This window comes from Salinivibrio sp. IB872 (genome assembly GCF_001995345.1).
GTDB classification, from domain to species: Bacteria; Pseudomonadota; Gammaproteobacteria; order Enterobacterales; family Vibrionaceae; genus Salinivibrio; species Salinivibrio proteolyticus.
On the sequence record NZ_MUFO01000002.1, the window covers coordinates 1 to 26,993 of the forward strand.

Genomic DNA, 26,993 nt, shown 5'->3' on the forward strand with positions numbered 1-26,993 from the left:
CCCATCTCAGCAGCCAAAGCAGCTTCGGTGATCTGTTTAATCAACGGCGTTAGCAGTCCATCTTTCCCGTTGAGGCCCTGTCCAGATTGCAGTGCCTTAGCAAAAGCTTGAATATCAATTTCGTATTTGTCGGACATTGATGTATCACTCCCTGTTGAGGGTTAACTATAGGAGTGACACAGACTTTTGAACACTACCAACGATTGTGGGCTCATAAATAGCTTTTAGCTTGGCCGTTAGAGATAGGAGGAATTAATGCGAGGAGTACCCAATCCTCAGATGCTTGCTTTTGTGTTGTTTGCAACAAACTATGTATCATAAGCGATAATTGGTTTATGTGATCTTTATTCTAAATGTTCTCTAGTTGACTGTTTTTTGTCTAAAAAATGGCAATCTTTCTTGCGCGCTGTTACATTAGCGCGCGCTTGCCATGTCGGATAAAAATTATCCGGCGCTGTGAACCCGCGACGCGCTGGATGGGCTCGCGGTACCCTAGGGACGGGGTGACGGCTGTTCACTATCGCTACCTTGGTGACGAGGTAGTTTGGAATTAACCTGTCGTTGCTTTGAGAGCCGTTCCCATGCAGTTATCACTAAAACAAAAATTAATTGGGGCATGCTTATCTGCTGTATTGCTGATGGCCGCCTTTCTCACCTGGCTTGCTGTAAGCCAAATTCAAGCCCAAACCCAGTCGAGCATCTATAGCCGCGTCAGTGGTATCGCCGATGCGGCGACCGAATCGATCAGCGGTTGGGTGCAAATCCGTGCTGATATCACCAGTGCCTTTACAGATTACACCAGCAGCAGCCATCGTGTGAGCTATTTACAGCAAGCGCGAGAGGCCGGTGGGTTTGACGATATCTATTATGGTACTCCCCAAGGCGCCATGTATCGCTCGCGCCCAGAACGCAACCGCGATGATTATGACCCTCGCGCCCGCCCGTGGTACAAGCAAACCGTGAGTGCAGGTAGCCCGATTATTACTACCGCTTACAGTGATGCGATTACCGGTGCGATGCTGGTGACCTTGGCCGAGCCAGTACGTCGCAATGGCGAATTGATCGGTGTGGTGGGCGCAGATGTGTTGATTGACCAGCTGATCCGTGACGTGACCCAACTAAAAGTGGGCAAAAATGCGAACGCGATGCTGTTAGGCGCCGATGGCACCTTCCTCGCCCACAAAGACAAAGCGCGCTTGCTAAAACCGTATCGCAGCCTGTCTCCTGAGCTGAATGAAAACCGCGTGCGTCAGGCGTTGGCACAGCAATCGCTAGTAGAATTGCCTGTCGATGGGGTTGATAAACTGTTTTATTTTGCCTCGGTTCCTAACACTGATTGGGTACTGGCCATTGAGCTGGACAAGCGCACCGAATACGCCAGCCAGCGTAATACCTTGTTCAATCTGGTGCTAACCGCGGTGGTGATCACTTTGTTGGTGGCCGGTGCCGTGACGTGGTTGATGCACGTGTTGTTCCGTGACTTGCTCAATGTGTCCGCTGCGCTAGAAGAAATTGCCTCCGGTGAAGGGGACTTAACCCAGCGCCTTGAGCCACACAGCAATGATGAAATTGGCAAACTCGCCAATAACTTCAACCGCTTTGTCGGCAACATGCACGCCATGGTGTCGCATTTGCGCCAGCTGTCTGGCTCGCTCAAACAACAAGCCGAGCTGACCGCGGCACAAGCCGAAGAGCGCTCTACCCGTATTGGTCATCAGCAAGATGAAATCAATATGGTGGCAACCGCTATCCATGAAATGGCCTCGGCGACCCAAGATATTGCCGGCAATGCCGATAACACCGCGCGCACCGCCCAAGAGACCGAAAGCGTCGCCAACGATGGCGGCCAGCAAGTGGAGCAAAGTAAGCACTCGATCACCGAGCTTGCCCGTGAAGTGGAAGCGGCGACCGGTGTGATTGGCGAGCTCGACCAGCATGCGCATAGCATTACTAGCATCTTGTCGACCATTCAAGAAGTGGCCGAGCAAACCAATCTGCTGGCGTTGAATGCCGCGATTGAAGCGGCACGCGCCGGTGAGCATGGCCGTGGCTTTGCGGTAGTGGCCGATGAGGTACGGATTCTGAGCCAGCGCACCCATGCTTCAACCACCGAGATTCAGCAGATGATTGATACTTTGCAGCAGGCAACCGGTCGCGCGGTGACCATGATGCAAGACAGCCAGCAGCGTGCTCATGCCAGTGTGGAAGATGCTAGCGCGGCGAACGAAAGCTTGAGCCAGATTGTCGCGGCGGTGAGCCAGATTAGCGATATGGCCACCCAAATTGCCTCGGCAGCGGAAGAGCAATCGAGCGTCACCGCGGAGATCACCCGTAACTCAGAGGGCATTCGCGATGTGTCCAATGAGCTATCGACCGAAGCGGATGAAGCCGCGCGTCAAGCCGCGACGTTATCCGAGCTTTCTCATAGCCTCGAGCAAGAGATCAGCCGCTTTAAGCTGTAGCCCATAAACGACGTAAACGCCGAGCATGGCAGCGCGCTGTGCTCGGCGTTTTTTGTTCACGCGTTTGGCGTCAGCACCTTGGGGGCGGGGAGCGGTGTAGTGTGATGGTGGCGATCGGCCTCGTAGCTCTCCATAAAGTGGACAAGAAAATGGTCCAGCTGCGTGGCGGCGTCCACGTCGCCTTGGCTTCGTAGTAATGCACTCACCGCTTCACTGGTACACAGGTGTCCCGGTGGCTGGTTGCGCCTAAGCGTATATTGCGAGGCCGCAGTCGACGGCAAACTGACCCGCGGCAGACGATGGAGCCACGGGCTTTTATTGAGCATTTTTCGCGCCTGCTGCCAGGTTGCATCCAGCACCACAAACTGTAACGGCGCGCGAGGTGCATTGGTGGCGGCTAACGTCTGCGTGCAAGAAACTGACCTATCCGCGCAAGAGACAGACCGAACCGCGTCAGCGAATAGTCTATCGGCGGGGATAGCATCATCACTGGGAAACAACAACCAAGGTGATACATCACCGCGCGCCCAGCTGTCGAGCAAGGCTTGCGGTGGTTGTTTGCGTTGCCAAATCTCTATCTGAGTGTGGGGTAGCGCCGCTTTAACCAGTTTGCCGGTGTTGGATTGGCGCCCCGTTTCGCTTTCGTGCATCACCAGCACGCATTGCAATTGGCTTTCCAGCGGCCAATAGCAGTGACAGATACAGTGATAGGTAAAACCGCACTGGCGGCAGGGCGAACGGGCCATCAGACTCTCCTCAAGGTGTCAGGTTGCTATTGTGCGCAAGTCCGACAAGGAATGCGAGCCCGCGTGCCACGGGCGCGCGTGTCTACGTTATTCTTCGCCTAATACCACGCCTTGCTGGGTGGCATAGATGCCATCGGCAAATAATGCGGTGTCTGAGCCATCCGGTTTAGGCGCGCGAGGCGCAGTGCTCGGGTTGAGTGGATAACGCTGCCCATCAAATCGCATCACATGGTGGCCGGCAGGCGCACCGCCACCACCGACCGGCACGACCAAATCATGCCAACCCTGGCTTTGGCTGCGAGCTAATAAAAGGGGCACATGCATCAGTGTCATGCGGCTATTAAACTGCCAGCCTTGCGCCTCGCCCTTAAACACCAATAAGGTGCAGCCGCCACTGCCACAGCTGTCGGTTAAGACCAATAGCTCAGGTTGCCCGTCTTGATTAAGGTCGTGGGTAAGCCAGCGATAAGTGAGTGGGCCGGCTTGACCGTTATCGCGAAGGTAGTCTCTGAGTGCTTGTTCAACGCGTGGGTTTTTCTCGGCGCTGCCTTTAACGCCGGTTTGGTTCGATACGTTCACGGCATCCCCGACTTTGAGCCTTAGCGTTAACCCGTCATGACCCAGTGAATAGGTGTTGCCATTAAAGGTTTCCTCGGAGGCGGTGAGGGTAAACCCGTTGCGTGTATATATGCGCTCAGACACTACCATTTGCTCACCACTGCGGGTAGTGAGCACTTGGACTTGATTCTCCCCGACCGGCTGCCAAACCCCGGTTTCTTTAGTCACCGTTTCCCCTTGCGGGTGGTAGGTGGTGATGGCGCTATGATCAGGCAGCAAGGTAAGCTGTGTGGTTAAAACCGGCTGACCGGGGCTTTGACTTTGCCCTTGATATTCGCCCGCCCAATGCTGCGAGTGATCATACGAGGGCATCAGAGCACAGCCTTGGTAGGTGCGTTGGGACGTTTTCAGGGTCGCGCGCCAACCGTACAAGGTGGTATCACTTTGCTGGCAGCCAGTTGCGGTTAGCGTTAATGCGGCATTGCGCGCACGGAAATGGGCGGTGCTGTCATCCATCTGCTTTCCTGTCAGCGGTATCTCTTGGCTATCCCCGTCGCTTTCCCACGCCATATTATGTTCGCCAACGGCGGCGGACCACATGCGTGGTGATTGTCCGTCCGCCAAGACGGCGTGGCGGGGTTGCGCGCAGCTATTGAGTTCGGTAGTGACTAGATTGATACGCGTCATGGTGACTGACGCAGGGTAGTCCGCGCTAAAACCGCGGCTTTCCACTGGGGTAAAGAAGCCTTCAAATTCACCATACACAGGCCCACCCAGTTGATCGAGTGCCGTGCGTTGCTCATGGCTTAAGTTCAGCCAGTATTGCTTTTGACTGCCACAGGGTGTGAAGCTGGCCGTTTCAGGGCTGACAGAGACCATACCACTGAGCATAAACGGGGTCGGTGTATGGCTGAGCCCTGAGTCTAGCGTGTCACTGCGATGCCCCAGTTCAATAGGGCCTTTCGATGAGGTACAGCCGACTAACGTGAGTAGGCTAGCGGTGGCGATCACCAGTAAGCGATGGGGACGTTGCACACGACACTCCTTGTGAATAATGGGCTCGTGCCAGACTTGCACCGACACACACTGACGGGCAAGATTGCCGACAACTGTATCGAGTGAGAGTGAGCCAACATGGGTTATTGGTTATTTAAAACAGAGCCAGATACGTTTTCGATAGACACCTTAAAGCAGCAAAAGGTTTCATGCTGGGAAGGGGTACGCAATTATCAAGCGCGTAATATGTTGCGTGATGAGGTTAAGGTAGGCGATCAGGTGTTGATTTACCATTCCTCTTGTAAGCATGTTGGAGTGGCTGGTGTGGCGACCGTGACTCGCGAGTGTTATCCCGACCATACCCAATTTGAGCCAGACAGTGGCTACTTTGACCCTAAAGCCACGCTAGAATCCCCGCGTTGGTTTATGGTGGATGTGGCGTATCAGCGTCATTTACCGTTGATTACGCTGGCGCAGATGAAGCAAAACCCTGCGCTGGCTGAGATGCCGTTGGTGAAAAAAGGTAACCGGCTGAGTGTGATGCCGGTTACCGCAGCGCAATGGCAGGCCATTCTGACGATGGCGGGGGAGTCGTGCATCGTCAGGTGACATCCTTGGCTCACAGTGTGAGCCAACCGCTTAGGATTGTGGTGCGAGCAGGTGCGCGTTTAGGTAGCGCGCGACTGCCTCATCGGCGTGGCTGCCAATAATCGCGTTGTCCGACAAGGTGGCTTTGACGCGCGCTTGTGCGGTAGCCATCACCAATCCGCGACCGGCGGCGCGCAGCATCTCGACATCGTTCATGCCATCACCAAACGCGATACAGTCGGCCAGATTGAGCTGATGACGACGCGCGACTTCTTCGAGTGCGGCTCCTTTGGATACCCCATTGCCCATTACTTCCAAGCAGAAGGGAGTCGAGAAAGCGATACTGATGTTATCGCCGTATTGCGACAAAAACTGATGCTCATATTTGAGTAAGTGGTCGTGATCATGACGAATAAAGAAAATCTTCGCGATGTTATCGACCGGTGGATTCTCCACATCAAACTCTTTGGCATTAAAGCCAGAGTCTTGGTGATAGCGTGCGAGCTCTTCATCCATTTTGCTCAACAGCCAATCATTATCGCGATATAGGTGAATGGTGACGGTTGGGTCGTGCTTCACCTCGTTAATCAGGTTTGCGACGATCGCGGGATCAACGTTGTGCTGATACACCAGTTGGTCATTGCTGTCGTGTACACGGGCACCGTTAGAGGTGATCATGTAAGCAGGGATCCCCACGGTTTCACGAATGCTTGCCACATCAACATGATGACGTCCGGTGGCGAACACAAAGTGAATGCCTTGCTGGTGGAGTTGTTGCAGCACCTGCTTGGTATAGGGGGCGATACGGTGCTCGGGGGTTAGCAAGGTACCGTCCAAATCAGAAGCGACGAGTTTGTACATCATGTCCTCATTGGTTCAGGCGATCATAATCACAGTATGCTCTGAGTCTACTGCAACTTATTGGGGTTAAAAAGGGAACAGTATCACTGTCTTTTTTCCGCTTTTACTCGCCAACATAGCGCGAGAAAAAGGCATCAATCTCACGCAGTGCTGTGACTCTGTGATTATCCGTTTCGAATAAAATTTCATGCCGAGCACCGTCGAACGTTCGCCATTGGCTGGATTGACCGGCTTGTTTACGCACGGCGTGAAATTGTGACATCGCTGGATTAGAAACGATCAATTCTTCGCCCGCTTGGCAGAGAAACGTCGGGGTGGTCAGCGAGGGAGCAAGGGCCAGACAGCGCGTCCCCGCGGCTAATCCTTCCGCTATCCAACGCGCGCTGGGCCCACCGATTTGTAGCTGTGGTTGGTTGATATAAAGCTGGCGAAACCACGCATAACGGGCACGAGAATGCGTGAGACGATTTTGCTCAAAGGGTACGTGGCGATAGCCGACTTGGCCGGGTCCAAAGCGTGGAGGATGTTGATAGCGCGCTAAGGAGCGACATAACCAAGGTGCGATACGTCCAAGCCAAGGGCTCACTTGCACACCAAACATGGGGGCCGTCAGCGCGATAGCCTGCACAGCCCCCGGATACTGGTGGGCGTATAAGGTGGCAATTGCCCCACCCATTGAATGGCCGAGCATAAACCAATCATCATAATGACGGTGGGCGCGGACTTGTTGCATAAAGGTCGCCACATCCGCGACATAATCATCAAAGCGTTCGACATGGCCCAGATCGCGTGGTTTTAAGACCAAGCGTTGAGACAAGCCTTGGCCGCGGTGGTCAAAACTGTAGACGTCATAGCCCATCTGAAAGAGATCGTAGAAGATCTCTTGGTATTTCATCACGCTTTCAATCCGGCCATTAATCACCACCACCGCTTTGGTGTGCTTGGGGTGAGTAAAACTGCACCAATGCAGTCTCAGGCCGCCTTCGCCATGAAATGTGCCTTGTTCGCGCTGTTGCCAAAAGGGGGTAATGGCGTCTTTAAAGGCATCGGTAAATTGAGCTTCCCGCGCCATTGCGTCAGGGTCAAAGGCCGCCGGTTTATCGGCATGAGCTGGGGTTGTCATTGTCATTGCTTACCATCGCTGTGATAGAGCTACTATAACCGCCTTCGGGTAGGGATGAAAATGACGGGATAATGAAAAGAAAAGGCAAGCATGGCTGCATGCTTGCCGAAATCATCCTACTGGGGGAGTTACTGATTGAAGTTGTAATACGTTTCTGCGCCGGGGCCGACAGGCAAACCTAACACAAAGACCCAAACGTAGAACAAGATGCTCCATCCCACCATAAAGATCATCGAGTAGGGCAGCATGGTGGCAATCAAGGTGCCCATACCGAGGTTTTTCACATAACGGGAGGCGACCGCCAGAATCAGGCCAAAGTAGCTCATCATCGGCGTAATAATGTTGGTGACGGAGTCGCCAATCCGATACGCCGCCTGAATGGTTTCTGGGGCATACCCCACCAGCATCAACATAGGCACAAAAATCGGTGCGGTGATAGCCCATTGCGCGGACGCTGAGCCGAGCGAGAGGTTAATCAGGCCACACATCAAGATGAAGGCAAAGAATAATGCTGGCCCGGTTAAACCGATGGTCTGTAAAAAGTCAGCGCCGCCGACCGCAATCACTTGGCCGAAATGGGTCCACTTAAAGAAGGCGACAAATTGGGCGGCGAAAAACACCAATACGATGTACATGCCCATAGCGCTCATCGACTTAGACATTGAATCAATCACGTCGCGATCGTTATTGATGGTGCCGACGGTGCGACCAAATACAATACCGGGAACGGCAAAGAACACCATGATAAAGGCGACAATGCCTTTCAAAAACGGCGACCCTGCTACTTCACCGGTTTCTGGATGACGAAGTGGTCCCCACTCTGGGACGATGGTCAGGGCCAAGATACCGCTGACAATCAACATCGAAATGCCGGCATTACGAAGACCGCGCTTCTCGTCCTCACTCAGTTTGCTGGCAGAGGCAGCGGTGACATCTTCCGAGGCTTGGTTGTGGTCATATGCCCCTAACTTGGGCTCGACAATTTTATCGGTGATCCACGCGCCGACAAAGGCGATAAAGAAGGTGGAGACAAACATGAAGTACCAGTTCATCTCTGGGCCGACACTGTAGTCTGGGTCAATCATTTGTGCTGCCGACTCGGTGATTCCAGACAGCAAAGGGTCGACCGTGCCTAACAATAAATTCGCCGAGTAACCGCCGGATACGCCTGCAAACGCGGCGGCAAGGCCGGCCAATGGATGACGACCTAATGAGTGGAAGATCATCGCGGCAAGTGGGATCAGAACGACATAACCTAGCTCCGCAGCGGTATTCGATACGATACCGGCAAACACGATGGTAAAGGTCACGGTACGGCGCGATGCCCCCATCACCAGCCCGCGCATCGAGGCCGACAATAGCCCCGAATGCTCTGCGACCGATACACCCAGCATGGCGACCAGCACGGTGCCGAGTGGGGCAAAGCCAGTAAAGTTTTTCACCAAGTTGGTGACTATCATTTGCAAGCCTTCGGCGTTTAGTAGGCTTTGCACATAAATCATGCCATCAGCGGCACGTCCTTTCGCGCCCTCAGGGCGAGGGTCGGCGACGGCAAGATCAAAGTAACCGGCAATACCGGACGCGAGTAGAATCGCGACACAGAAGATTGCGAACAGTGTCACTGGGTGAGGAAGCAAGTTGCCGAGCCATTCGACGGTATCGAGAAAGCGCGTAAACAGCGTGCGCTTGTGCGGCCCACCTTGTTGCTCAGTGGTACTTGAGTGCATGTCATCGTCTCCTTGGTTGAACTGCATTTTCCCGTCTCTGGGAAAAGGAGGCCGGATGTTAATTGTTTTTTTAACTATATTGCAAGATTAAACACTAATTTTTAACTCAATAACCCGATCCGTGCACTGGTTTTATGGATAAAAACTGACATATTTGACTATATCTTTGCGCATTTGTCGGTTATCTCACCGTAATTTCGCGTAATATGTTGGGAGCGTCTGACAGCCTAAAGCGTAAAAAGGTGTTAACAAATGCAGGATGATTCTTCCCAAGGGCATATCGACTATCTCGATGGATTACGTGTGCTGGCTGCCCTGTTTGTGGTGGCGATTCATGTATTGGGTCCCTATCGTATGGAGCTGGGTCAAATTCCAGACAGTGATTGGCTGGTGGCGGTAGGACTCAATACCGTCAGCCGCTGGGCGGTGCCGGTGTTTATCATGATCTCGGGCTTGCTGCTGTTGTCGGCGAGTAAACCCTTTAACTGGTCACACTTTTTGCGTCGGCGGGTGATGAAAGTCGTGGTGCCTTTTGTGGTGTGGTCTGGCGTGTTTGCGGTGATTGCGGGGCTTTCACCGCAAGGCTTTTCCCTGACGACCACGCTCTCGACCCTACAAGCGGCGCCATGGCATGAAACCTATTACCACTTGGGCTTTTTCTATTACTACATTCCTTTGCTGCTTTGGGTGCCGGTGTTACGGCCGGTATTAGCCCGTTTGCCATCTGCCGCTGTCGCACTGGTCGGCTTACTGTGGATTGGCGTGACAGCTTGGTATTTAGCCGGAGGACAAGGCTGGTGGCGTAACGACTTCATCTTGTATGGTGGCTATTTATGGCTAGGTTTTTGGTTGCACCAGTACCCGCGTGCTCGGGTGTTGTGGTGGGGCTTGGGCGTGGCGGCACTGGGCGCAACCATGTATCAGGTTTTAGCGACCAGCCTTGCCCATCAACGCTATATCACCCAAGGTTGGCTGTCATACACCACGGTGAATACCGTTTTAATTAGCGCCGCAGTGTTTCTGGCTATGCGTGCGCTGATGGCGGGGCGGGCAAGCCCGGCATGGCTCGCGAAACTGAGTCGTTATAGTTTGGGCATTTACCTTCTTCATCCGCTATTTTTGTGGCCAATACGTGCTTATTGGCCCACGTTATCGCCGGCGTGGTGGTGGATCCCAGTGCTCACTTTGTATGCCTTCAGTGGCGCCGCCTTAGTCACGGCGTGGCTGCAGCGCCACCGAGGCACTGCTTGGCTGGTTCCTTGATGGGCGGCCAAGCGGTCAGACGTGTAGGGTTAATCTGTTGGTCAAGATCGCAATCGTGATAGACCCGCCATCCAATCGACACAAAAACCGCCATACTGTATAAACTGGTTAGTGACCAGCGAAGGGAGAAACCATGGATGAAGTAGCAGTGGTGATCAAACACAGTCGGCGTTTAGAAAGCCTGCTGCGTCAGCATTACCACGCGGATGGAAAAGGCTTGCATCAGCTTATCGATAGCTGCCAAAAACGTTTACCTAATGATGTGATCGGCAAGCTGCGTTTTGTGGCGACGATCCGCAACAAAGTGGTGCATGAAGAAGGCTTTGAAGTGGACGACTTACGCCAATTCGTGTCCGTGTGCAAAGCGTGTGAAGCGGAGCTGGTCCCGCGCAGTCATCGTTTGATTTGGCGGCTGGCAGCCGGTCTTATTTTTCTCTTTACCGCCGGCGCGCTTTGGTTTTATGCACAAGTATGGCCTCAGTGGAGTGGCTAACACCAAAGGCGAATGGCGTTGCCTTCTCTTACCATCATTTTTTCTAACTGGATCTTGTTCTCACCAAGGGTAGCTGGACATCTGCCCAACGCGGCATAGACTTGGCGTCCTTGTCGTGAAAGGAATGATAATCATGTGGAGCTGGTTCGCTGTCTGTTGTTCTGGACTGCTACATATCTCCGCAGCCTACCGTGGTCCTCGCTGGCAGTTTTATCTGTTTAAGCCGCTCACTATAGTGCTGCTGGTACTGATTGGCAGTACCCAGATTACCGAGTCGACTTACGCTCAGCTCGTGCTCTCGGCGCTGCTGCTTTCGCTGGTCGGTGACATCTTCTTAATGCTGCCCAAAGATCGGTTTGTGCAGGGGCTCACCAGCTTTTTGTTTGCCCACATCGTCTATACCGTCGCGTTCTGGTATCAGTTTGATGGCCATATTGTGTGGTGGTTGCCGTCCTTGCTGTCCGGGCTCGGGATCATTGTCTTTTTGTTATTACTGCCCAGCCTCGGTAAGTTAGCGTTGCCAGTGGCTGTTTATATTGCCGTGATCGTACAAATGGCGTGGGCGGCCGGCGAGTATTGGCTCAATACTCACTCGACGCCCGCAGCATTGGCATTTGGCGGGGCCATTTTGTTTATGATCTCAGATACGGTGTTGGCGTTTTCACGCTTTAAAGGTGAATTTCGTGCTTCTCAGGCAGTGGTGATGACGACCTACTTTATGGCTCAAGCCCTGATCACCGCGTCAGTGATTTACGCATCGTGAGGCGACGGGATGGAAAAGGTCTATCAAGCCAGTAATACACTTGAAGCACACAGCCTGAAGGGGTTGCTGGCGAGCCATAATATCCCGTGTTTGCTAAAAGGTGAGGCCTTAAGCGCTGCAGTCGGTGAGCTGCCGACCGACGTACAAGGTGTCACGCTTTGGGTGGCACCAGAGCATATCCATCAAGCGCGCGTGTTACTCCAAGAGTACGAAACACAAAGTCAGACGCGCTGGGTGTGCGGTCATTGTGGTGAGGATAATGCGGGCAGTTTTGAGTTGTGCTGGCAATGCCAACACAACCGTGATGACTAGCTCAGACCATATATTTTCGACGAATATCGAGCAGCGCGAAAATACCAAAAATCAAAATGGACCACTTCTCCCAACGCGTCATCGCAATTTTATCGCCAAACGCGCCTAAGAAGATCAGCATCTGCAATCCATGCATCACCAATAAAAAGCCAGTCATAATATACAGCGCCATCGCGGCCACGCCCGGGAAGGGGTGAAACATATTGGCAATCAATACCAACCAGACAAAGGCGATAGCGGCTTTAGCCAGAATAATCAGTGCTTTCATGCATCCTCTCTAAAATACAGTCGATAGTTGACTTGGCCCGCGGATTTATCTCGGTGCAACCGCCAATTCGCCGGTGCATCGTGCGTGCTGAGTTCATTCTCGGCTTCGACATAAATACAGGCATCGGGTGACAGCCAACCTTGCGATTCTAGCGCATTCAGGGTGTCTGCCAGTAATCCTTCTCGAAAGGGAGGATCAACAARGACGATATCAAACGGTTCCCCCTGATGGCCTGCGCGCAAYTTGGCTAAGGCGTCGCCTTGTACCACATTTGCCTGTGCTGCCTGTAACTGGGTGAGGTTGGTGCTCAGCTGTTTGGCCGCTTGRGGATTCATTTCGCAAAATGTGACCCATGCAGCACCGCGTGAGAGAGCTTCAAACCCCAATCCGCCGCTACCGGCAAAAACATCCAAGCAGCGGGCACCAGGCAGATAGGGGGCTAACCAGTTAAACACCGTTTCTTTGACTCTGTCTGTGGTGGGGCGCAGGCCTTGCGCATCCTGTACTGCCAACTTACGGCCACGCCAGCGGCCAGCAATAATTCTCACAGTACCTGCCGCACGTGATGGCGAAGCAGATGAAGGTTTCCGGGAGGCGCGTTTAACCATAGATTTTTTGACCGTAAAGAAGGTGATAGACTATGCCGATTCGGTAATGTGCCGCTGATTGTACCAAGCATGCTTTAGGATTTGCCAATGGCAGAAAAAAAGAAACGTGGATTAATGTCGTGGCTGGGTTTCGGCCGCAAAAAAGAACAGCCAGAACCAGAACAAGAATCGCATACTCAGCCGTCAGACGTGGCGGAAGACGCGGTGGAGTCAGCCACATCGGTTGATAGCCTCAATGATCAGGCTGCATCACAAAATGAACAAGAAAGCCTTGCGCCTGAGGTAGAAAGCGACACGCATACCGTGCCAGAGCCAGAGCCAGAGCCAGAGCCAGAGCCAGAGCCAGAGCCAGAGCCAGAGCCAGAGCCAGACTCACAATCTGCTGCGGTTCGCGAGCGGGAAAGACCGCAGCGTGAAGGCTTCTTTGCCCGCCTAAAACGTGGCTTACAAAAAACCAAGACCAACTTAGGGTCTGGGTTCTTTGGCCTATTTAGTGGCAAAAAGATCGATGATGAACTGTTCGAAGAGCTTGAAGAACAGTTGCTGATTGCCGATGTGGGCATGGAAGCAACCACCAAAATCATTGATAACCTGACCGATAAAGCTAGCCGTCGCGATCTGAAAGATGGGGAAGCCCTGTATGGCATTCTCAAACAAGAAATGGCGCAGATGCTGGAAAAAGTCGAACAGCCGCTGGTGATTAGCGATCAAAAGCCCTATGTGATCTTAATGGTCGGCGTGAACGGGGTGGGCAAAACCACCACCATCGGCAAGATGGCGCGTCAATTCCAAGACCAAGGCAAATCGGTGATGCTAGCTGCTGGTGACACCTTCCGCGCTGCGGCTGTTGAGCAACTTCAAGCTTGGGGCGAGCGTAATCACGTACCTGTGATTGCCCAGCACACCGGCGCTGACAGTGCCTCTGTGCTTTATGATGCGATTGAGGCGGCGAAAGCCCGTAATGTGGATGTGGTAATTGCCGACACCGCGGGACGCTTGCAAAACAAAGCCAACTTGATGGAAGAGCTGCGTAAAATTGTGCGTGTAATGCAAAAACTGGATGTTGGCGCGCCGCATGAAGTGATGCTGACCCTTGATGCTGGCACCGGACAAAACGCGATCAGCCAAGCGAAACTGTTTAATGACATTGCGCCGCTAACCGGTATTACTCTCACAAAATTGGACGGGACCGCCAAAGGTGGCGTCATTTTTGCCGTGGCTGAACAATTTAATATTCCCATCCGCTATATTGGGGTAGGCGAAGGCATTGAGGATCTTCGCACCTTCAATGCCAATGACTTTATCGAGGCCTTATTTAGCCGGGAGGAGTAACCGTGATCCAGTTTCAGCAGGTCAGTAAAGCCTATCGAGGCGGCCGCCAGGCACTGCAAAAAGTGAATTTCGACTTGCCTAAGGGTGATATGGCGCTGCTTACCGGCCACTCTGGCGCGGGAAAGAGCACCTTGCTGAAGCTGATTTGTGCCATTGAGCGGCCCAGTGATGGGCAGATTTTTTTCAATGGTCATGATATTTCTCGGATCCCTCGTCAAGATGTTCCCTTTTTGCGCCGTCATTTAGGGATCATCTTTCAAGATCACAAGCTATTGATGGACGCGACTGTGTATGAAAACGTCGCGCTCCCTTTGCGTATTGAGCAACAGTCAGACAACGAGATCAAAAAGCGGGTTTCGGCGGCGCTGGATAAAGTCGGCTTACTGGATAAAGCGCGTTGTTATCCTATTCAGTTGTCAGGAGGTGAACAGCAACGTGTTGGAATTGCCCGTGCGGTGGTGAATCGTCCCCAAGTGCTGCTGGCCGATGAGCCAACCGGTAATTTGGATGCTGCATTATCGGCGCAAATCATGGAGCTCTTTCGCTTGTTCAACCAAGTGGGCGTTACTATTCTAATGGCCACCCATGATACGTCCTTGCTTGAACAATATCGCCATTTGCGTCGTTTTGAACTCAATCAAGGCAGCTTGGCGGAGGTACGTCATGGCTGAAGGCTTTGTACAAACCCAGCGCCGACACGCACGTGCGGCATGGCAAGATCTCTTTCAACGCCCGGTTGGGAATTTGCTCACCCTGACGGTACTGGCCGTGGCCCTGTCTTTGCCAGTCACTTTCTACTTACTGGCTAAAAACGTCTTGGCAGTGACCGACCAATGGCACAACCCAGCGGAGTTGAGTGTCTATCTTGATAAAGCGCAGACCGAGGCACAATCGCAAGCCCTTGCTAGCGATATTCGCGGTTGGTCTGATGTGGCCAGTGTGACCTATATTTCGCCCTCACAAGGGCTCGATACTTTGCGTGTCCAACGTGGCTTTGAGCAGGCCGTTAGCTTGCTCGACAATAACCCACTTCCGGCGGTGTTAGTGGTCGTGCCGCGCGTCGATGTGTCTGCCTCTGACAGCGGAACACAGGTTGCGCTCAGCCAAGTGGCGCAAGGGTTATCGGCGAAGCTCACTGCATTGGATGGTGTCGAAGAGGTACGTCTCGACAGCGATTGGCTAGCCAGACTGGAAGCGATTAAGCACATCGCTATCACCTTGGCTTGGTTGTTCTCGGGGCTGATGCTGGCAGCGGTGCTGCTAGTGGTCGGCAATACCCTGAGGTTACAGGTGCTCCATCATCAATCCCGTATTCAAGTGATGAAGATGGTGGGGGCAACCGACAGCTTTATTTTGCGTCCCTATCTCTACATGGGCGCTTGGTTAGGCGGATTGGCGGCGTTGTTGGCATGGGTGATTACCGCATTAAATACGTTTTTAATGGATGCGGCGGTTAGTCAATTGGCACAGCTTTATGACAATCGCTTTACGCTCACCGGACTTGGTTGGGATGAATCTTTGCTATTGTTGATGGTGTCCACCTTATTAGGGGTGTTGGCCGCGGTGTTGGCGACACGTCGTCATCTAAAAGAAATTGAACCTGTGTAGACTTATTGCGGTCATAGAGCACGAGACACACAACAGGGCTTGCAGTTTTACCCCGCTTGGGTATATTTTTGCATGCTTAATCAGCAATTCGGTCTTCGACGATTCGGAAACGAGGTTTGAATGACAAAAGAGATGTACGCACTGGCCCCCATCGCACAGGATAACTTAGACAGTTACCTGCAGGCGGTGAATAGCCACCCCATGCTCACTGCTGAAGAGGAGCATGCGTTGGCCGAGCGTCTCCATTACCATGGTGATCTTGAGGCAGCGAAATCGCTGATCCTCTCACACTTGCGTTTTGTTGTTCATATCGCCCGTGGATACACCGGATACGGCTTACCCATGGCAGATTTAGTGCAAGAGGGTAACATCGGCTTGATGAAAGCGGTCAAACGCTTTAACCCAGAAGTCGGCGTTCGCCTTGTCTCCTTTGCGGTGCACTGGATCAAAGCCGAAATTCACGAGTACGTGCTGCGTAACTGGCGTATCGTTAAAGTGGCAACCACCAAAGCACAGCGTAAGCTGTTCTTTAACCTGCGCAAAAACAAAAAGCGCTTGGGGTGGTTTAACAACGATGAAGTGAACATGGTGGCGGAGCAACTTGGTGTTGATGCTGCAGAAGTCCGCGAGATGGAAGCACGTCTCGCCGCGCAAGATGCGACCTTCGAAGCCCCAGCAAACGCCGATGATGAGCGTGATGGCGCCGCCATGGCTCCAGTCTACTATTTAGAAGACAAGAGCTCTGACGTTGCGGCCTCGCTAGAGGCGGAAAACTGGGAATCGCACGCGAACCGTCGTCTTGCCCATGCACTGGCTGCATTGGATGAGCGAAGCCAACACATTGTTCGCGCACGTTGGTTGGATGATGACAAGGCCACGTTGCAAGACTTGGCGGATCATTACCAAGTGTCGGCTGAGCGGATTCGCCAGCTTGAAAAAAATGCGATGAAGAAATTGAAACATGCCATGGGTGACGCTCTATAGCGCTATCCATGCGAATAAACCGGCCTGCGGGCCGGTTTTTTTATATCTGTTGATCATCAGAGTTGGATAGTTTCACGAAACTTATTCACAGCTTATCCATGATCAGATCTATATCTAGTGGATCCTCTTCGACGATCTTCGCTTATCAACGCAATCCACACCTTTTTCCACAGACGATCAATAAATAACCATGACCTAACCTGTCTAACAAGCGAGGCGGCCTAAACTCAGGTACAATGCCGCTTATAACGAGCGGCGCGATAGCATCGTGCTACATAACTTTGGGAATAACTCTGTGAGTGGAGTGGAATTAGGTATGGATCAGTTTGCTCATATCTCTGTGACCGATGCGTGGGAAATGCTGCGTGATGATCAGCAAAATGCAGTATTAGTGGATATTCGCGATCCACAAACCTTTCAAGTGGCGCACTCTCAAGGTGCCTTTCACTTAACCAACGACACCTTGGTCGCCTTTATGGATCAGGTCGACTTTGATCAACCCGTACTGGTGATGTGCTACCACGGTATTAGCAGCCAAGGGGCGGCACAGTATTTAATTAACCAAGGGTTCGAGTCTGTCTACAGTGTCGATGGTGGCTTTGAGGCTTGGCATCGTCAGGCTCTGCCGACTGAGTCAGGACTGGAATAGGCGCAAGGAGCCTCTATGCAAAAAATGGCGGTACTGCCTAACGCTCGGCTAGCGCAGGCATTTGTCGATTATGCAGCAGCGCATAAGGTGGCGATTGAGCTGGCACCGGAAGCGGATGCCCAAGTGGCGTTATGGCTGGTCGATGACAGCCAAGCCGCCTGGGTTGAACAAGAACTGGCTCGTTTTGTGGCGGAGCCTATGCATAGCCGCTATCAAGCTGCGTCTTGGCAGGTAGCGGAAACCCGTCACGCTCGGTTTCATTATCCCTCCGCAGGGTTATGGCAAACGGTGAAAGACAAATCTGGTCCAGTGACGATTACCGTAATGATCGCCTGTGCCGCCTTGTTTGCCATGATGATCTTGGGCGGGTTTGAGGTCGTCGTGCGCAGCTTGCTGTTTCCCGCTGACAGCGAGCAGCGCTGGCAATTGTGGCGGTTGTTTAGTCACGCCTTGCTTCATTTCTCGGCGCTACACATCGTCTTTAATTTGTTGTGGTGGTGGGTCCTTGGGGGACGTATCGAGCAACGGGCTGGTGGCAGCAAGCTGATGCAGATTTTCCTCTTTGCCGCCCTTTTTTCCGGTCTGGGGCAATATTGGCTGGAAGGGCCTTATTTTGGCGGCTTATCCGGCGTGGTTTACGCGCTTTTAGGCTATTTATGGTGGTTAACATGGCTCGCCCCCGAGCGCGGGTTAACCATTGAGAAACCGTATGTCGTGTTTATGTTGGTATGGTTAGTGATTGGGTTCTTCCAACCACTGGGTATGAATATCGCCAATATGGCGCACGTGTTTGGTTTAGGCGTCGGTTGCTTACTTGGCCTTTGGGATGCCAAACGCGCGGCCTAACATTGTCCGTCAAACAAACGCAAACGAAAAAGAGCAGATTACTGCTCTTTTTTTATTCGAACGCACATTTTTATTGTTCCAGATCGATAATTTATGTTCGGATTCACGGTTTTTGTTTTCATTTTGAGTAAATATTCCACCCGTTGAGCGTATTCGAATATTTCAATGCTCACTCTTTTGATTTGTAACCCTTTTACCTATCCATCGCGTACATCTTACTGAGGAACCCTCTCATGTTTGGAATCTTTCGTCCGGCACCTCACCGGCAAAGATTGCCAGAATCGCAAGTCGGCTCAACCTACACCCGACTGCGTTGGCAATTGTTTATTGGTATTTTCATCGGTTATGCCGGTTACTACCTAGTGCGTAAAAACTTCAGCTTGGCGATGCCATTTCTTATTGAAGAATATGGTTTTAGCCGCGGCGATCTTGGCTTTGCATTAGCTGCTGTCTCGATCGCTTACGGTCTGYCTAAGTTCCTTATGGGCAGCGTGTCTGACCGCTCTAACCCTCGCTACTTCTTAAGTGCTGGCCTATTAATGTCATCGTTGGTGATGTTCTGCTTTGGCTTTATGCCGTGGGCAACCAGCAGTATTACCATCATGTTTATCCTGCTGTTTATTAACGGTTGGGTGCAAGGCATGGGCTGGCCGGCTTGCGGGCGTACCATGGTGCACTGGTGGTCACGCCGCGAGCGTGGTGAGTTGGTGTCTGTTTGGAACGTGGCGCATAACGTGGGGGGCGGCTTGATTGGTCCGCTATTCTTGCTTGGCCTGTGGCTGTTCAATGACGACTGGCGTGCCTCTTTCTATGTCCCGGCGTTTTTTGCAGCCTTGGTCGCGGTATTCATCTGGTTAACCCTACGCGATACCCCGCAATCATGTGGTTTGCCACCGATTGAAGAATACAAAAACGACTATCCAGAAAACTACGACGAAGAAGCCTTTGAGAAGGAAATGACCGCCAAAGATATCTTCGTGACGTATGTACTGAAAAACCGTCTTTTGTGGTACATCGCGATTGCTAACGCCTTTGTCTACTTGATTCGCTATGGCGTATTGGATTGGGCGCCTGTGTATCTGGATGAAGCCAAAGGCTTTACCGTCGATAAGTCCTCATGGGCTTACTTCCTCTACGAGTGGGCGGGGATCCCGGGCACACTGCTGTGTGGTTGGATGTCAGATAAGTTCTTCAAAGGAGCACGTGCGCCGGCGGGTGTGCTGTTCATGGTCTTAGTCACCTTGGCGGTATTAGTCTATTGGTTTAACCCTGCGGGCAATCCGGGCGTCGATATGGTCGCGTTGGTGGCGATTGGTTTCTTGATTTATGGTCCTGTGATGCTGATCGGCTTGTATGCGCTTGAGCTTGCACCGAAAAAAGCGGCCGGTACGGCGGCAGGTTTAACCGGACTATTCGGTTACCTCGGTGGTGCCGTGGTGGCCAATATTGCATTGGGTTATACCGTGGATCACTTTGGTTGGGACGGTGGCTTTATGCTCCTTACCGGCGGCTGTATCTTGGCGATTTTCTTCCTATGCTTAGCATGGGTAGGTGAGAGCCGCGTGCGTCGTGAGTCACCGGCACATGCTGCCTAAACAATCAGTCTTGGCATTGCCCATAGGCAATGAGTAAACTAGAAAGCCCCCGTGACCGCGGGGGCTTTTTGTAAGGGGAGATGCAGTGAAGCAAAACAAACGTCATCAGCAAATCATTGATCTGGTTAAGTCACAAGGATACGTGAGCACGGAAGACTTGGTTGAGCGCTTCAATGTCAGCCCGCAAACGATTCGACGCGATCTCAATGAATTGGCCGCAGAGAACCACATTCGCCGCCATCACGGTGGGGCGACAGTACCGTCGAGTTCGGAAAACACCGCGTATGCAACGCGTAAGGTCTTACAGCAGCAAGAAAAAGACACCATTGCTCAAGCTTTGGTGAAGCACATTCCGGATGGTGCGACCTTGTTTATTGATATCGGCACCACACCGGAGGCGGTCGCGCGCGCGTTACTCAATCACCATAACTTACGGGTGGTGACCAATAACTTAAATGCCGCTGCTATCTTAATGCCCAAGCAGGATTTCACTCTGATTATTGCAGGGGGCGAAGTGCGCAACCGTGACGGGGGTATTGTGGGTGAAGCTACCCTCGATTTTATCTCCCAGTTCCGCCTCGACTTCGGCATTTTGGGGATCAGTGGCATTGATGATGATGGGTCGCTGCTCGATTTTGACTACCACGAGGTACGTGTCAAAAAAGCGATTCTAGATAACAGCCGCTGTGTGATGCTGGCTGCCGACCATACCAAGTTTGGTCGTAATGCCATGGTGAATCTTGGCAACATTACCCAACTCGATATGGTCTTTACCGATGCCGAGCCACCGAGCAATGTGCGCGATATGCTGTTAGCGCAAGGTGGCCACCTTGAAGTGGTGCCCAGTGATGCTGAGCAAGATGCGTTATCCGCGTAGCGGATAACGATCGCTTATTGGTATAGGTACTTGGTAAACAAGAGATCGGCGAGAATCCGTCGATTGGTTTCTGCTAATAAGAGCTCATTGACGCGCTCTAGGCAGGCTTTACGGATTGCTTCTCGACCGGATAGCGATTTTATCTTGGTGACGGTTTGCTGACTCAAGGTCTCGATGATGGCATCACGGATCAGCGGCGCATGGTATTCCAGCTCTCGCACCAGTTTCGGGTCATCGACCATCAGCTCCACTTTGACATTGATAAAGCCGAGCCGGCTCCCCTCAGTGACATAGTTGGTGGTGATCTCAGGCTCTAGGGAAAAGTAGCTGTATTTGGGCGCTTGTCCATCACCCTCTGCTTCAGCGAACACGGCCGAGCTGGTCAGTAATAATAGGCCGACCAAGGCCATCCATAAGGTTTGAATCTTTCTCATATCCACCCAGCAATTCAGTTGCTCATATGATAGGGTTAGGCCGCCCTGCATTCTCCAATCGGGACTGGCTTGCTACAATTGCCAGCCGAGTATAGCAATATTGTAAGCCACCGAGGGGATGAAGCGGGCGAATTTTGCGCGATGTGGCACAGGAAACAATGTCGGATTTAAATCAAACCTATTTGGCGGCGCTGAAACAAGCGCGCTGGGAACGACCAGATATCGCCGCGTTAAAACGCTCTCAACATGGGAGTTGGTTACTCGAATCGCATTCGATGACGGCTCGACTCAAGCGCCACTGTCAGCGCTTTGATGTGGATGTGGTCAACGTGTATCAACTGACGCCGGATAAACTGACCACGGATGAAGTGGCATTAATCGGTCACGAGGCGTGCGTGGTGCGTGAAGTGATCTTAAAGGGAGACGGCCACGCATGGGTTTGTGGGCGCACGCTGTTGCCCGCTTCCACGCTTGAAGGACAAGGCGGTTACTTGAACGCCCTAGGCGCCGTGCCGTTAGGTCAGCATGTCTTTAAACAGCGCGCATCGCGCCGTGATGCGATTGAAGTGGCGGAAGTAGCGATGCCAACGGGTGGCCTTCAGGCGCGTCGCTCGCGGCTTTGGCTACATAACCGTCCGATGTTGGTGGCGGAATTGTTTTTACCTGATTCGCCCATGTACGGAAAGGAGATCCCCGCATGAGCCCTAAGTTAGTGGCGCTGGCTCAACTGGCCCGTCTTGACCGCCCGATTGGGACCTTATTATTTTTATGGCCAACCTTGTGGGCCTTATTTTTGGCTGCCGACGGTCTACCGCCATTCGATGTGCTGGCGGTTTTTGTATTGGGCGTATACATGATGCGTGCCGCCGGATGCGTGATTAATGACTATGCGGACCGTCATTTTGATGGCCATGTTAAACGCACCAAGGACAGGCCACTGCCGTCTGGACGTATTAGCGAAAAAGAGGCGCTGGCGCTCTTTTTTGGCTTGGTTCTCGCCTCGTTTGCGCTGGTATTAACGCAAAACCTGTTGACCATTCAACTGTCCTTTGTCGGTGTCGCCTTGGCGTTTGTCTATCCCTTTATGAAGCGTTATACCCATCTTCCTCAATTGGTATTGGGGCTGGCGTTTAGTTGGGGGATCCCGATGGGATTTGCCGCCGTACAAGACACCATTCCTCCCGTTGCGTGGCTTTTGTTTATGGCAAATAACTGTTGGATCATTGCCTACGACACCCTTTATGCCATGGTCGACCGAGATGATGATTTGAAGATCGGGGTGAAATCGACCGCCATTTTATTTGGCCGTTGGGACAAAGCGGCGATTGGTGGTTTGCAATTATCGACACTGTTACTGCTGATGTTGGTGGGGAATTGGCTGGCCCTATCGGCAGGCTTTCATTGGAGCTTGCTGGCCGCGTTCGCGTTGTTTGTTTACCAGCAGTATTTAGTGCGTGAGCGAGAAAGAATGCCTTGCTTTCAGGCATTTATGAACAATAACTATGTGGGTTTGGTGATTTTTATGGGCGTCTTAGCGGGCGTATACGGTTAGTTCCGTGGGTCTGACAACAAACGTGCTGGGTGGATGAGTCAACTTTTATTCTCAAGCAACTTTTTGCTCAGCTTGGCGACTTCTTGCTTGCGACCGAGCAAAAAGTTGCTAGGAAATTAGTAACCAGGGAAAACGCATGAAGATCCGCGGCATGCCTGGGCTAGCGATTTAATGACTTAATTGTCAATTAAGGATGAAAATCGTGCGTTGAACCATGTTTATTAATTAAAATGAGTGAAAATAAAGGATCAATTTGTTGATCATTTTCAGTGCGATTTAATGGTCTCCTAACGTTTAGGAGATTAAAAATGACAGAAGATAAAAGTCCATTTATGCATTTCGTTTCCATTAGAGACATTCGTCAAGAAGGTAAAGTTGAACATACGTTATCAGATATTATTTTGATAACGATTTGTGCGGTGTTGTCTGGTCATGATACCTGGAAAGGTATGAGTGATTATGGACGTAAGCAGCGTGATTTTTTATTACGCTTTGGCTTCTCAGGTAAAACATCACCCTCGGCAGATACGATTGCAAGAGTGATGGGAACCATCAGTACAAAAGCATTACAAAAAGCCTTCATAGAATGGATGAAATCGTGTCATGAATTAACGGATGGTGAAGTRGTTGCCATTGATGGAAAAACACTGAGGGGTTCATATAACCGAGCAACAGACCAAGCTGCGATTCATATGGTTAATGCGTTCGCAACCGCAAATGGTGTATGCCTCGGACAGTCAAAAGTAAATAGTAAAACCAATGAGATCACTGAAATACCTAAGCTGCTGGAATTRCTCGACATTTCTGGGTGTTTAATTACTATAGATGCCATGGGTTGTCAGCGAAAAATCGCACAAAAAATCATTAATAAAAATGCCGACTATTTGCTTGCTGTTAAAGGAAACCAAGGCAAGTTAGACAAAGCGTTTGATAATTATTACCGTCCTTCAATGCTTCAAAACTTTGATGGTGATAGCTAYGCATCACAAGAGAAATCGCATGGACGTTTAGAAACACGATGTGCACTGATTAATACGGATTTAAGTGTATTAGGTGATTTGGCTTACGATTGGCCTGAATTAAAARCGATGGGCATCATGGTGAGTGTTCGACAAGAGGGAAARCACGCCGAAGAGTCAGATATTTCAGTGCGCTATTATATAAGCTCAAAAGCACTGACAGCGAAAGAGCTTCATGATGCCACGCGCTCACACTGGTTAATTGAATCAATGCACTGGCAACTTGATGTTGGATTAAAAGAAGATGCTTGCCGAATAAGAGTCGATGACCGAGCGGAAGTTTTTGCACGAATAAGGCAAATGGTTCTGAATTTATTAAAGCAAGAGAAGAGTTTCAAAGCCGGTATTCAACGCAAGCGAATGATGTGCGCGATGRACCAAGAGTACCTGGCGACCGTGCTGGGAAGCCTTTCGTGACGCGGATGTTCATGCGTTTTCCGTGTTCTTGCCGAATAAGAGGTCGATGACCGAGCGGAAGTTTTTGCACGAATAAGGCAAATGGTTCTGAATTTATTAAAGCAAGAGAAGAGTTTCAAAGCCGGTATTCAACGCAAGCGAATGATGTGCGCGATGGACCAAGAGTACCTGGCGACCGTGCTGGGAAGCCTTTCGTGACGCGGATGTTCATGCGTTTTCCGTGGTTGGCATGCTTTTCGCTCTGTAACCTTTACCACAGTCAATAGGCTGTGCTGAATGATTAAACGTTTATAGGAGCGATTATGCCAACGCCATGTTATATCTCGATTGAAGGTGAAACCCAGGGACTGATTACTGCCGGTGCGTGTACCGCAGACTCCATCGGTGATGCGTTTGTTGAAGGTCACGAAGATGAAATGCTGGTTCAGCAGTTTGACCATAATGTGACGGTGCCCACTGACCCGCAGTCAGGCCAGCCTTCTGGCCAACGTGTTCACAAGCCATTCAAATTCACTGTTGCGCTCAACAAAGCGGTGCCGCTGCTTTATAACGCGCTGTCTTCAGGTGAAAAAATGTCTACCGTCGAACTGAAGTGGTACCGCACCTCGATTGAGGGCAAACAAGAAAACTTCTTTACCACTAAGCTGGAAAGCGCCTCTATCGTAGACATCCATTGCGAAATGCCACACTGCCAAGATCCTGCCAAGTCTGATTTCACTCAGAACCTTACGGTCTCTATGTCATACCGTAAAGTTATCTGGGAGCACGTTAACGCGGGCACATCTGGCTCAGACGACTGGCGCAAGCCTATCGAAGCTTAATCCTCGCCTTGATGAGGAAACCGCAGCCTGCCTATTGGGCGGGCTGCACTGCATTCAGCCTTGTGCGCATTGAGAGTATCGACGTGTTTCGACAGAAAGGAAGGTAAGTGATGGCAACACTTCATTATACATTTAGTATTAAAGGCCTAGCGGATGAATGCTTTGTCGTGAGAGGGTTTGAGGGCCAAGAAGTCCTCTCTGATGATAGCCGCGTTGATGGAGGATGCCACGGCTTTCGCTACGATATTGAGCTGGCAAGCCGACATACCGACCTAAAACCGGAGCAAGTCATTGATACAACGGCTGTACTCACCATGTACCGCAATGGTGAGGTAGCGCAGCGCTTTCATGGTGTTGTCAAGCGCTTCACCCAAGGCGACATTGGTCATCACCATACCTTTTACTCGCTCACCTTGGTCCCAGCCCTCGAGCGACTCGCGCTTCGTCATAACAGCCGTATTTTTCAGCATAAGACGGTACAAGACATTATTGCTGAGCTGCTGCTGGAAATGGGGGTGGAAGACCACCAATTCTCCCTGTCTCGCAAGCTTGAAGAGCGTGAGTTCTGTGTCCAGTATCGTGAGACGGATTTAGCCTTTATTGAGCGTCTTGCCGCCGAAGAGGGCTTGGTTTACTACTTTGCGCATAGCCAAGACAAGCACATGCTCATCTTTTGTGATGACAACAGCAAACTAACCGCCCTCGAAGCCCCGATCATTTATAACAGCACCGCGGGAGGCGAAGCCGATACGCCTTATGTTTGGTCTTTCGCCAAGCAAACTCAAACCGCGGTCTCTGATGTGTACCTCAACGACTATAGCTTCAAAAAGCCTGCCTATAGCTTTATGCAACAACAGGTCGGTGATGATATGGCTTACCAGCGGCAGACTTATCAACACTTTGATGCGCCAGGCCGTTATAAAGATGATGCCAATGGTCGCGCCTTTAGCCAAGCAAGGCTCGATTATTTACGCCGCGATGCGCGCCTGGCTACCGGGCAAAGCAATCAACCGTTGCTGCGTGCAGGTACTAAGTTCACACTCAGTGAGCACCTCGCCGATGAGATGAACGCCGATTGGTTGGTGGTCTCTATCACGCGTAAGGGGGAGCAATCCCAGTCTCTAGAAGAGGCCGGCAGCACAGGGCAAACCACCTACTCTAACCAATTTAAAGTCGTGCCTGCCGCCACGCCTTGGCGGGCGACGCCACAGCCTAAACCCCAGGTAGATGGACCAATGATGGCCACGGTCGTAGGCCCTGAAGGTGAAGAAATCTTCTGTGATGAACATGGTCGAGTGAAGGTACATTTCCCCTGGGACAGAGAGTCAGAAAGAGACGAACATAGCTCGTGCTGGGTGCGCGTGTCGCAAGGCTGGGCCGGGGCGCAGTACGGCTTTATGGCCATCCCGCGTATTGGCCATGAAGTGATTGTATCGTTCTTAAATGGCGATCCTGACCAGCCCATTATTACCGGGCGGACTTATCACGCCACCAACACCCCGCCGTATCCACTCCCTGAGTTTAAAACCAAAACGGTATGGCGCAGTGACAGCCATCAAGGCGAAGGCTACAACGAGCTCAGTTTTGAAGACCAAGCCGACAGTGAGCGTGTGTACCTAAAAGCACAAAAAGACAATCAAGTCGATGTCGGCAACTCACAGCAGATCCGTGTTAATTATGACCATAAGCTCGACATTGGTCATGATGAAAACCACGTGGTCGCCAACGATCGCACGTTAACCGTAGAAGGGTCACAATCGCATGCCACGAAAGGGAGTCATGTGAGCGAGGTCAACGGCGATAAGCACCAAAAAGTCGATGGCGACTGGGCGGCCAAAGTCGCGAGTGCGATTGGCTTTAATGCCGACGGCGACATCACCATTAAAAGCGGCGCCAAAATCACCCTGCAAGTGGGCGGCAGTTTTGTGGTGATTGATAGCAGTGGCGTGGCCATTGATGGGGCTAAAATCCTGATCAAGTCAGGCGGCTCACCAGGCGGGATCCCTCTGCCTTCCAGTCCGGCTACCCTCAGCGCCGCGGCCGCAGAAGGCAGTGCGTTTGTTGCTAATTGTCCGCCAAGTGAGGGCTAAG

The 26,993-nt window shown here is 51.7% G+C and carries 27 protein-coding genes and 2 pseudogenes; 20 read left to right on the forward strand and 9 right to left on the reverse strand.

The genetic code is table 11. The features are described from left to right. A pseudogene (locus tag BZJ18_RS17760) lies at positions 1–137 on the reverse strand (IS256 family transposase); the annotation flags it as partial. Positions 138–581: 444 nt separating this feature from the next. Here BZJ18_RS17760 and BZJ18_RS00955 point away from each other — a divergent pair. Continuing rightward, on the forward strand, positions 582–2,462 hold the full coding sequence (locus tag BZJ18_RS00955; RefSeq protein WP_077454992.1) for a methyl-accepting chemotaxis protein: 1,881 nt from the start codon (positions 582–584) through the stop codon (positions 2,460–2,462). A 56-nt stretch (positions 2,463–2,518) separates the two neighbouring features. Here the strand turns inward: BZJ18_RS00955 and BZJ18_RS00960 are convergent, their stop codons facing one another. Together BZJ18_RS00960 and BZJ18_RS00965 are read right to left on the reverse strand one after the other, a co-directional pair. Further along, on the reverse strand, positions 2,519–3,208 hold the full coding sequence (locus tag BZJ18_RS00960) for a tRNA-uridine aminocarboxypropyltransferase (protein ID WP_077454993.1): 690 nt from the start codon (positions 3,206–3,208) through the stop codon (positions 2,519–2,521). Between the two features lie 87 nt (positions 3,209–3,295). Continuing rightward, entirely contained in the window at positions 3,296–4,801 is a 1,506-nt protein-coding gene (locus tag BZJ18_RS00965; RefSeq protein ID WP_077454994.1) for a hypothetical protein, read from the reverse strand. Positions 4,802–4,900: 99 nt separating this feature from the next. On the opposite strand from BZJ18_RS00965, the gene BZJ18_RS00970 reads away from it, so the two are divergent. Further along, positions 4,901–5,371, forward strand: coding sequence for an EVE domain-containing protein (locus BZJ18_RS00970; RefSeq protein WP_077454995.1), 471 nt, complete (start codon positions 4,901–4,903; stop codon positions 5,369–5,371). 30 nt (positions 5,372–5,401) lie between these two features. Here the strand turns inward: BZJ18_RS00970 and BZJ18_RS00975 are convergent, their stop codons facing one another. The 3 genes from BZJ18_RS00975 to BZJ18_RS00985 form a co-directional block, all read right to left on the reverse strand. After that, positions 5,402–6,211 carry a Cof-type HAD-IIB family hydrolase gene (locus BZJ18_RS00975; RefSeq protein WP_069590247.1) on the reverse strand — a complete coding sequence of 270 codons (810 nt, stop codon included), beginning with the start codon at positions 6,209–6,211 and terminating at the stop codon, positions 5,402–5,404. A gap of 103 nt (positions 6,212–6,314) precedes the next feature. After that, the gene (locus BZJ18_RS00980) at positions 6,315–7,334 is read right to left on the reverse strand and encodes an alpha/beta fold hydrolase (RefSeq protein WP_158011238.1); all 1,020 of its coding nucleotides are present in this window, start codon (positions 7,332–7,334) and stop codon (positions 6,315–6,317) included. A 128-nt stretch (positions 7,335–7,462) separates the two neighbouring features. After that, a complete protein-coding gene (locus BZJ18_RS00985; RefSeq protein ID WP_077454996.1) occupies positions 7,463–9,061 on the reverse strand; it encodes an AbgT family transporter in 1,599 nt (532 codons plus the stop codon). A 252-nt stretch (positions 9,062–9,313) separates the two neighbouring features. Here BZJ18_RS00985 and BZJ18_RS00990 point away from each other — a divergent pair, with 252 nt between their 5' ends. From BZJ18_RS00990 to BZJ18_RS01005, 4 genes are all read left to right on the forward strand, one after another. Beyond that, complete coding sequence (locus BZJ18_RS00990) at positions 9,314–10,324, forward strand: acyltransferase (protein WP_077454997.1); 1,011 nt, start codon at positions 9,314–9,316, stop codon at positions 10,322–10,324. A 133-nt stretch (positions 10,325–10,457) separates the two neighbouring features. Continuing rightward, a complete protein-coding gene (locus BZJ18_RS00995; protein ID WP_069590252.1) occupies positions 10,458–10,817 on the forward strand; it encodes a DUF4145 domain-containing protein in 360 nt (119 codons plus the stop codon). Between the two features lie 133 nt (positions 10,818–10,950). Then, positions 10,951–11,580 carry a lysoplasmalogenase gene (locus BZJ18_RS01000; RefSeq protein WP_077454998.1) on the forward strand — a complete coding sequence of 210 codons (630 nt, stop codon included), beginning with the start codon at positions 10,951–10,953 and terminating at the stop codon, positions 11,578–11,580. Between the two features lie 9 nt (positions 11,581–11,589). Further along, a complete protein-coding gene (locus BZJ18_RS01005) occupies positions 11,590–11,892 on the forward strand; it encodes a putative signal transducing protein (protein WP_077454999.1) in 303 nt (100 codons plus the stop codon). A 1-nt stretch (position 11,893) separates the two neighbouring features. Here the strand turns inward: BZJ18_RS01005 and BZJ18_RS01010 are convergent, their stop codons facing one another. Further along, positions 11,894–12,160: a DUF1145 domain-containing protein gene (locus tag BZJ18_RS01010; protein ID WP_069590257.1), complete on the reverse strand. Its 267-nt coding sequence runs from the start codon at positions 12,158–12,160 to the stop codon at positions 11,894–11,896. Then, the gene (rsmD, locus tag BZJ18_RS01015) at positions 12,157–12,768 is read right to left on the reverse strand and encodes a 16S rRNA (guanine(966)-N(2))-methyltransferase RsmD (protein ID WP_077455000.1); all 612 of its coding nucleotides are present in this window, start codon (positions 12,766–12,768) and stop codon (positions 12,157–12,159) included. The genes BZJ18_RS01010 and rsmD overlap by 4 nt, the downstream gene beginning before the upstream one ends. 87 nt (positions 12,769–12,855) lie before the next feature. Between rsmD and ftsY the strand changes: the two genes are divergently transcribed. From ftsY to BZJ18_RS01055, 8 genes are all read left to right on the forward strand, one after another. After that, complete coding sequence (gene ftsY / locus BZJ18_RS01020; protein WP_077455001.1) at positions 12,856–14,100, forward strand: signal recognition particle-docking protein FtsY; 1,245 nt, start codon at positions 12,856–12,858, stop codon at positions 14,098–14,100. Between the two features lie 2 nt (positions 14,101–14,102). After that, positions 14,103–14,771 (forward strand): cell division ATP-binding protein FtsE, encoded by a 669-nt coding sequence (gene ftsE / locus BZJ18_RS01025; protein WP_069589049.1) that lies wholly within the window; start codon positions 14,103–14,105, stop codon positions 14,769–14,771. Beyond that, on the forward strand, positions 14,686–15,708 hold the full coding sequence (ftsX, locus tag BZJ18_RS01030) for a permease-like cell division protein FtsX (RefSeq protein WP_443216493.1): 1,023 nt from the start codon (positions 14,686–14,688) through the stop codon (positions 15,706–15,708). The genes ftsE and ftsX overlap by 86 nt, the downstream gene beginning before the upstream one ends. Before the next feature lie 120 nt (positions 15,709–15,828). Continuing rightward, positions 15,829–16,692, forward strand: a complete 864-nt coding sequence (gene rpoH, locus BZJ18_RS01035; protein WP_069589047.1) for an RNA polymerase sigma factor RpoH — start codon at positions 15,829–15,831, stop codon at positions 16,690–16,692. A 316-nt stretch (positions 16,693–17,008) separates the two neighbouring features. Next, positions 17,009–17,341 carry a thiosulfate sulfurtransferase GlpE gene (gene glpE / locus BZJ18_RS01040; protein ID WP_069589045.1) on the forward strand — a complete coding sequence of 111 codons (333 nt, stop codon included), beginning with the start codon at positions 17,009–17,011 and terminating at the stop codon, positions 17,339–17,341. Positions 17,342–17,356: 15 nt separating this feature from the next. Beyond that, a complete protein-coding gene (gene glpG / locus BZJ18_RS01045; protein WP_077455003.1) occupies positions 17,357–18,187 on the forward strand; it encodes a rhomboid family intramembrane serine protease GlpG in 831 nt (276 codons plus the stop codon). Between the two features lie 233 nt (positions 18,188–18,420). Continuing rightward, positions 18,421–19,782, forward strand: coding sequence for a glycerol-3-phosphate transporter (gene glpT / locus BZJ18_RS01050; protein WP_077455004.1), 1,362 nt, complete (start codon positions 18,421–18,423; stop codon positions 19,780–19,782). A gap of 85 nt (positions 19,783–19,867) precedes the next feature. Next, the gene (locus BZJ18_RS01055) at positions 19,868–20,659 is read left to right on the forward strand and encodes a DeoR/GlpR family transcriptional regulator (RefSeq protein ID WP_069589041.1); all 792 of its coding nucleotides are present in this window, start codon (positions 19,868–19,870) and stop codon (positions 20,657–20,659) included. A 14-nt stretch (positions 20,660–20,673) separates the two neighbouring features. On the opposite strand, the gene BZJ18_RS01060 is transcribed toward BZJ18_RS01055, so the two are convergent. Then, positions 20,674–21,093 carry a flagellar basal body-associated protein FliL gene (locus BZJ18_RS01060; protein WP_069589058.1) on the reverse strand — a complete coding sequence of 140 codons (420 nt, stop codon included), beginning with the start codon at positions 21,091–21,093 and terminating at the stop codon, positions 20,674–20,676. A gap of 158 nt (positions 21,094–21,251) precedes the next feature. Here BZJ18_RS01060 and BZJ18_RS01065 point away from each other — a divergent pair, with 158 nt between their 5' ends. The 6 genes and pseudogenes from BZJ18_RS01065 (at position 21,252) to BZJ18_RS01090 (ending at position 26,992) form a co-directional block, all read left to right on the forward strand. Next, positions 21,252–21,794, forward strand: a complete 543-nt coding sequence (locus BZJ18_RS01065) for a chorismate lyase (protein ID WP_077455005.1) — start codon at positions 21,252–21,254, stop codon at positions 21,792–21,794. After that, positions 21,791–22,645: a 4-hydroxybenzoate octaprenyltransferase gene (gene ubiA, locus BZJ18_RS01070; RefSeq protein WP_077455006.1), complete on the forward strand. Its 855-nt coding sequence runs from the start codon at positions 21,791–21,793 to the stop codon at positions 22,643–22,645. The genes BZJ18_RS01065 and ubiA overlap by 4 nt, the downstream gene beginning before the upstream one ends. A 308-nt stretch (positions 22,646–22,953) precedes the next feature. Beyond that, entirely contained in the window at positions 22,954–24,081 is a 1,128-nt protein-coding gene (locus BZJ18_RS01075) for an ISAs1 family transposase (protein WP_077455007.1), read from the forward strand. A 26-nt stretch (positions 24,082–24,107) separates the two neighbouring features. Then, a pseudogene (locus BZJ18_RS01080) lies at positions 24,108–24,279 on the forward strand (ISAs1 family transposase); the annotation flags it as partial. A gap of 104 nt (positions 24,280–24,383) precedes the next feature. Then, complete coding sequence (locus BZJ18_RS01085) at positions 24,384–24,902, forward strand: Hcp family type VI secretion system effector (protein WP_077455008.1); 519 nt, start codon at positions 24,384–24,386, stop codon at positions 24,900–24,902. 110 nt (positions 24,903–25,012) lie between these two features. After that, positions 25,013–26,992: a type VI secretion system Vgr family protein gene (locus tag BZJ18_RS01090; protein ID WP_077455009.1), complete on the forward strand. Its 1,980-nt coding sequence runs from the start codon at positions 25,013–25,015 to the stop codon at positions 26,990–26,992. The last annotated feature ends 1 nt before the right edge of the window (position 26,993 follow it).

Coding starts and splice junctions, on each gene's coding strand:
- BZJ18_RS01065 (WP_077455005.1), top strand. CDS start 21,252: ATGTCGGATTTAAATCAAACCTATTTGGCGGCGCTGAAACAAGCGCGC.
- BZJ18_RS00960 (WP_077454993.1), bottom strand. CDS start 3,208: ATGGCCCGTTCGCCCTGCCGCCAGTGCGGTTTTACCTATCACTGTATC.
- ubiA (WP_077455006.1), top strand. CDS start 21,791: ATGAGCCCTAAGTTAGTGGCGCTGGCTCAACTGGCCCGTCTTGACCGC.
- BZJ18_RS01060 (WP_069589058.1), bottom strand. CDS start 21,093: ATGAGAAAGATTCAAACCTTATGGATGGCCTTGGTCGGCCTATTATTA.
- BZJ18_RS00975 (WP_069590247.1), bottom strand. CDS start 6,211: ATGTACAAACTCGTCGCTTCTGATTTGGACGGTACCTTGCTAACCCCC.
- BZJ18_RS00970 (WP_077454995.1), top strand. CDS start 4,901: ATGGGTTATTGGTTATTTAAAACAGAGCCAGATACGTTTTCGATAGAC.
- BZJ18_RS00995 (WP_069590252.1), top strand. CDS start 10,458: ATGGATGAAGTAGCAGTGGTGATCAAACACAGTCGGCGTTTAGAAAGC.
- BZJ18_RS01005 (WP_077454999.1), top strand. CDS start 11,590: ATGGAAAAGGTCTATCAAGCCAGTAATACACTTGAAGCACACAGCCTG.
- ftsY (WP_077455001.1), top strand. CDS start 12,856: ATGGCAGAAAAAAAGAAACGTGGATTAATGTCGTGGCTGGGTTTCGGC.
- ftsX (WP_443216493.1), top strand. CDS start 14,686: ATGATACGTCCTTGCTTGAACAATATCGCCATTTGCGTCGTTTTGAAC.
- rpoH (WP_069589047.1), top strand. CDS start 15,829: ATGACAAAAGAGATGTACGCACTGGCCCCCATCGCACAGGATAACTTA.
- glpE (WP_069589045.1), top strand. CDS start 17,009: ATGGATCAGTTTGCTCATATCTCTGTGACCGATGCGTGGGAAATGCTG.
- BZJ18_RS00955 (WP_077454992.1), top strand. CDS start 582: ATGCAGTTATCACTAAAACAAAAATTAATTGGGGCATGCTTATCTGCT.
- glpG (WP_077455003.1), top strand. CDS start 17,357: ATGCAAAAAATGGCGGTACTGCCTAACGCTCGGCTAGCGCAGGCATTT.
- BZJ18_RS01010 (WP_069590257.1), bottom strand. CDS start 12,160: ATGAAAGCACTGATTATTCTGGCTAAAGCCGCTATCGCCTTTGTCTGG.
- BZJ18_RS01000 (WP_077454998.1), top strand. CDS start 10,951: ATGTGGAGCTGGTTCGCTGTCTGTTGTTCTGGACTGCTACATATCTCC.
- BZJ18_RS00985 (WP_077454996.1), bottom strand. CDS start 9,061: ATGCACTCAAGTACCACTGAGCAACAAGGTGGGCCGCACAAGCGCACG.
- BZJ18_RS01085 (WP_077455008.1), top strand. CDS start 24,384: ATGCCAACGCCATGTTATATCTCGATTGAAGGTGAAACCCAGGGACTG.
- BZJ18_RS01090 (WP_077455009.1), top strand. CDS start 25,013: ATGGCAACACTTCATTATACATTTAGTATTAAAGGCCTAGCGGATGAA.
- BZJ18_RS00990 (WP_077454997.1), top strand. CDS start 9,314: ATGCAGGATGATTCTTCCCAAGGGCATATCGACTATCTCGATGGATTA.
- BZJ18_RS00980 (WP_158011238.1), bottom strand. CDS start 7,334: ATGACAACCCCAGCTCATGCCGATAAACCGGCGGCCTTTGACCCTGAC.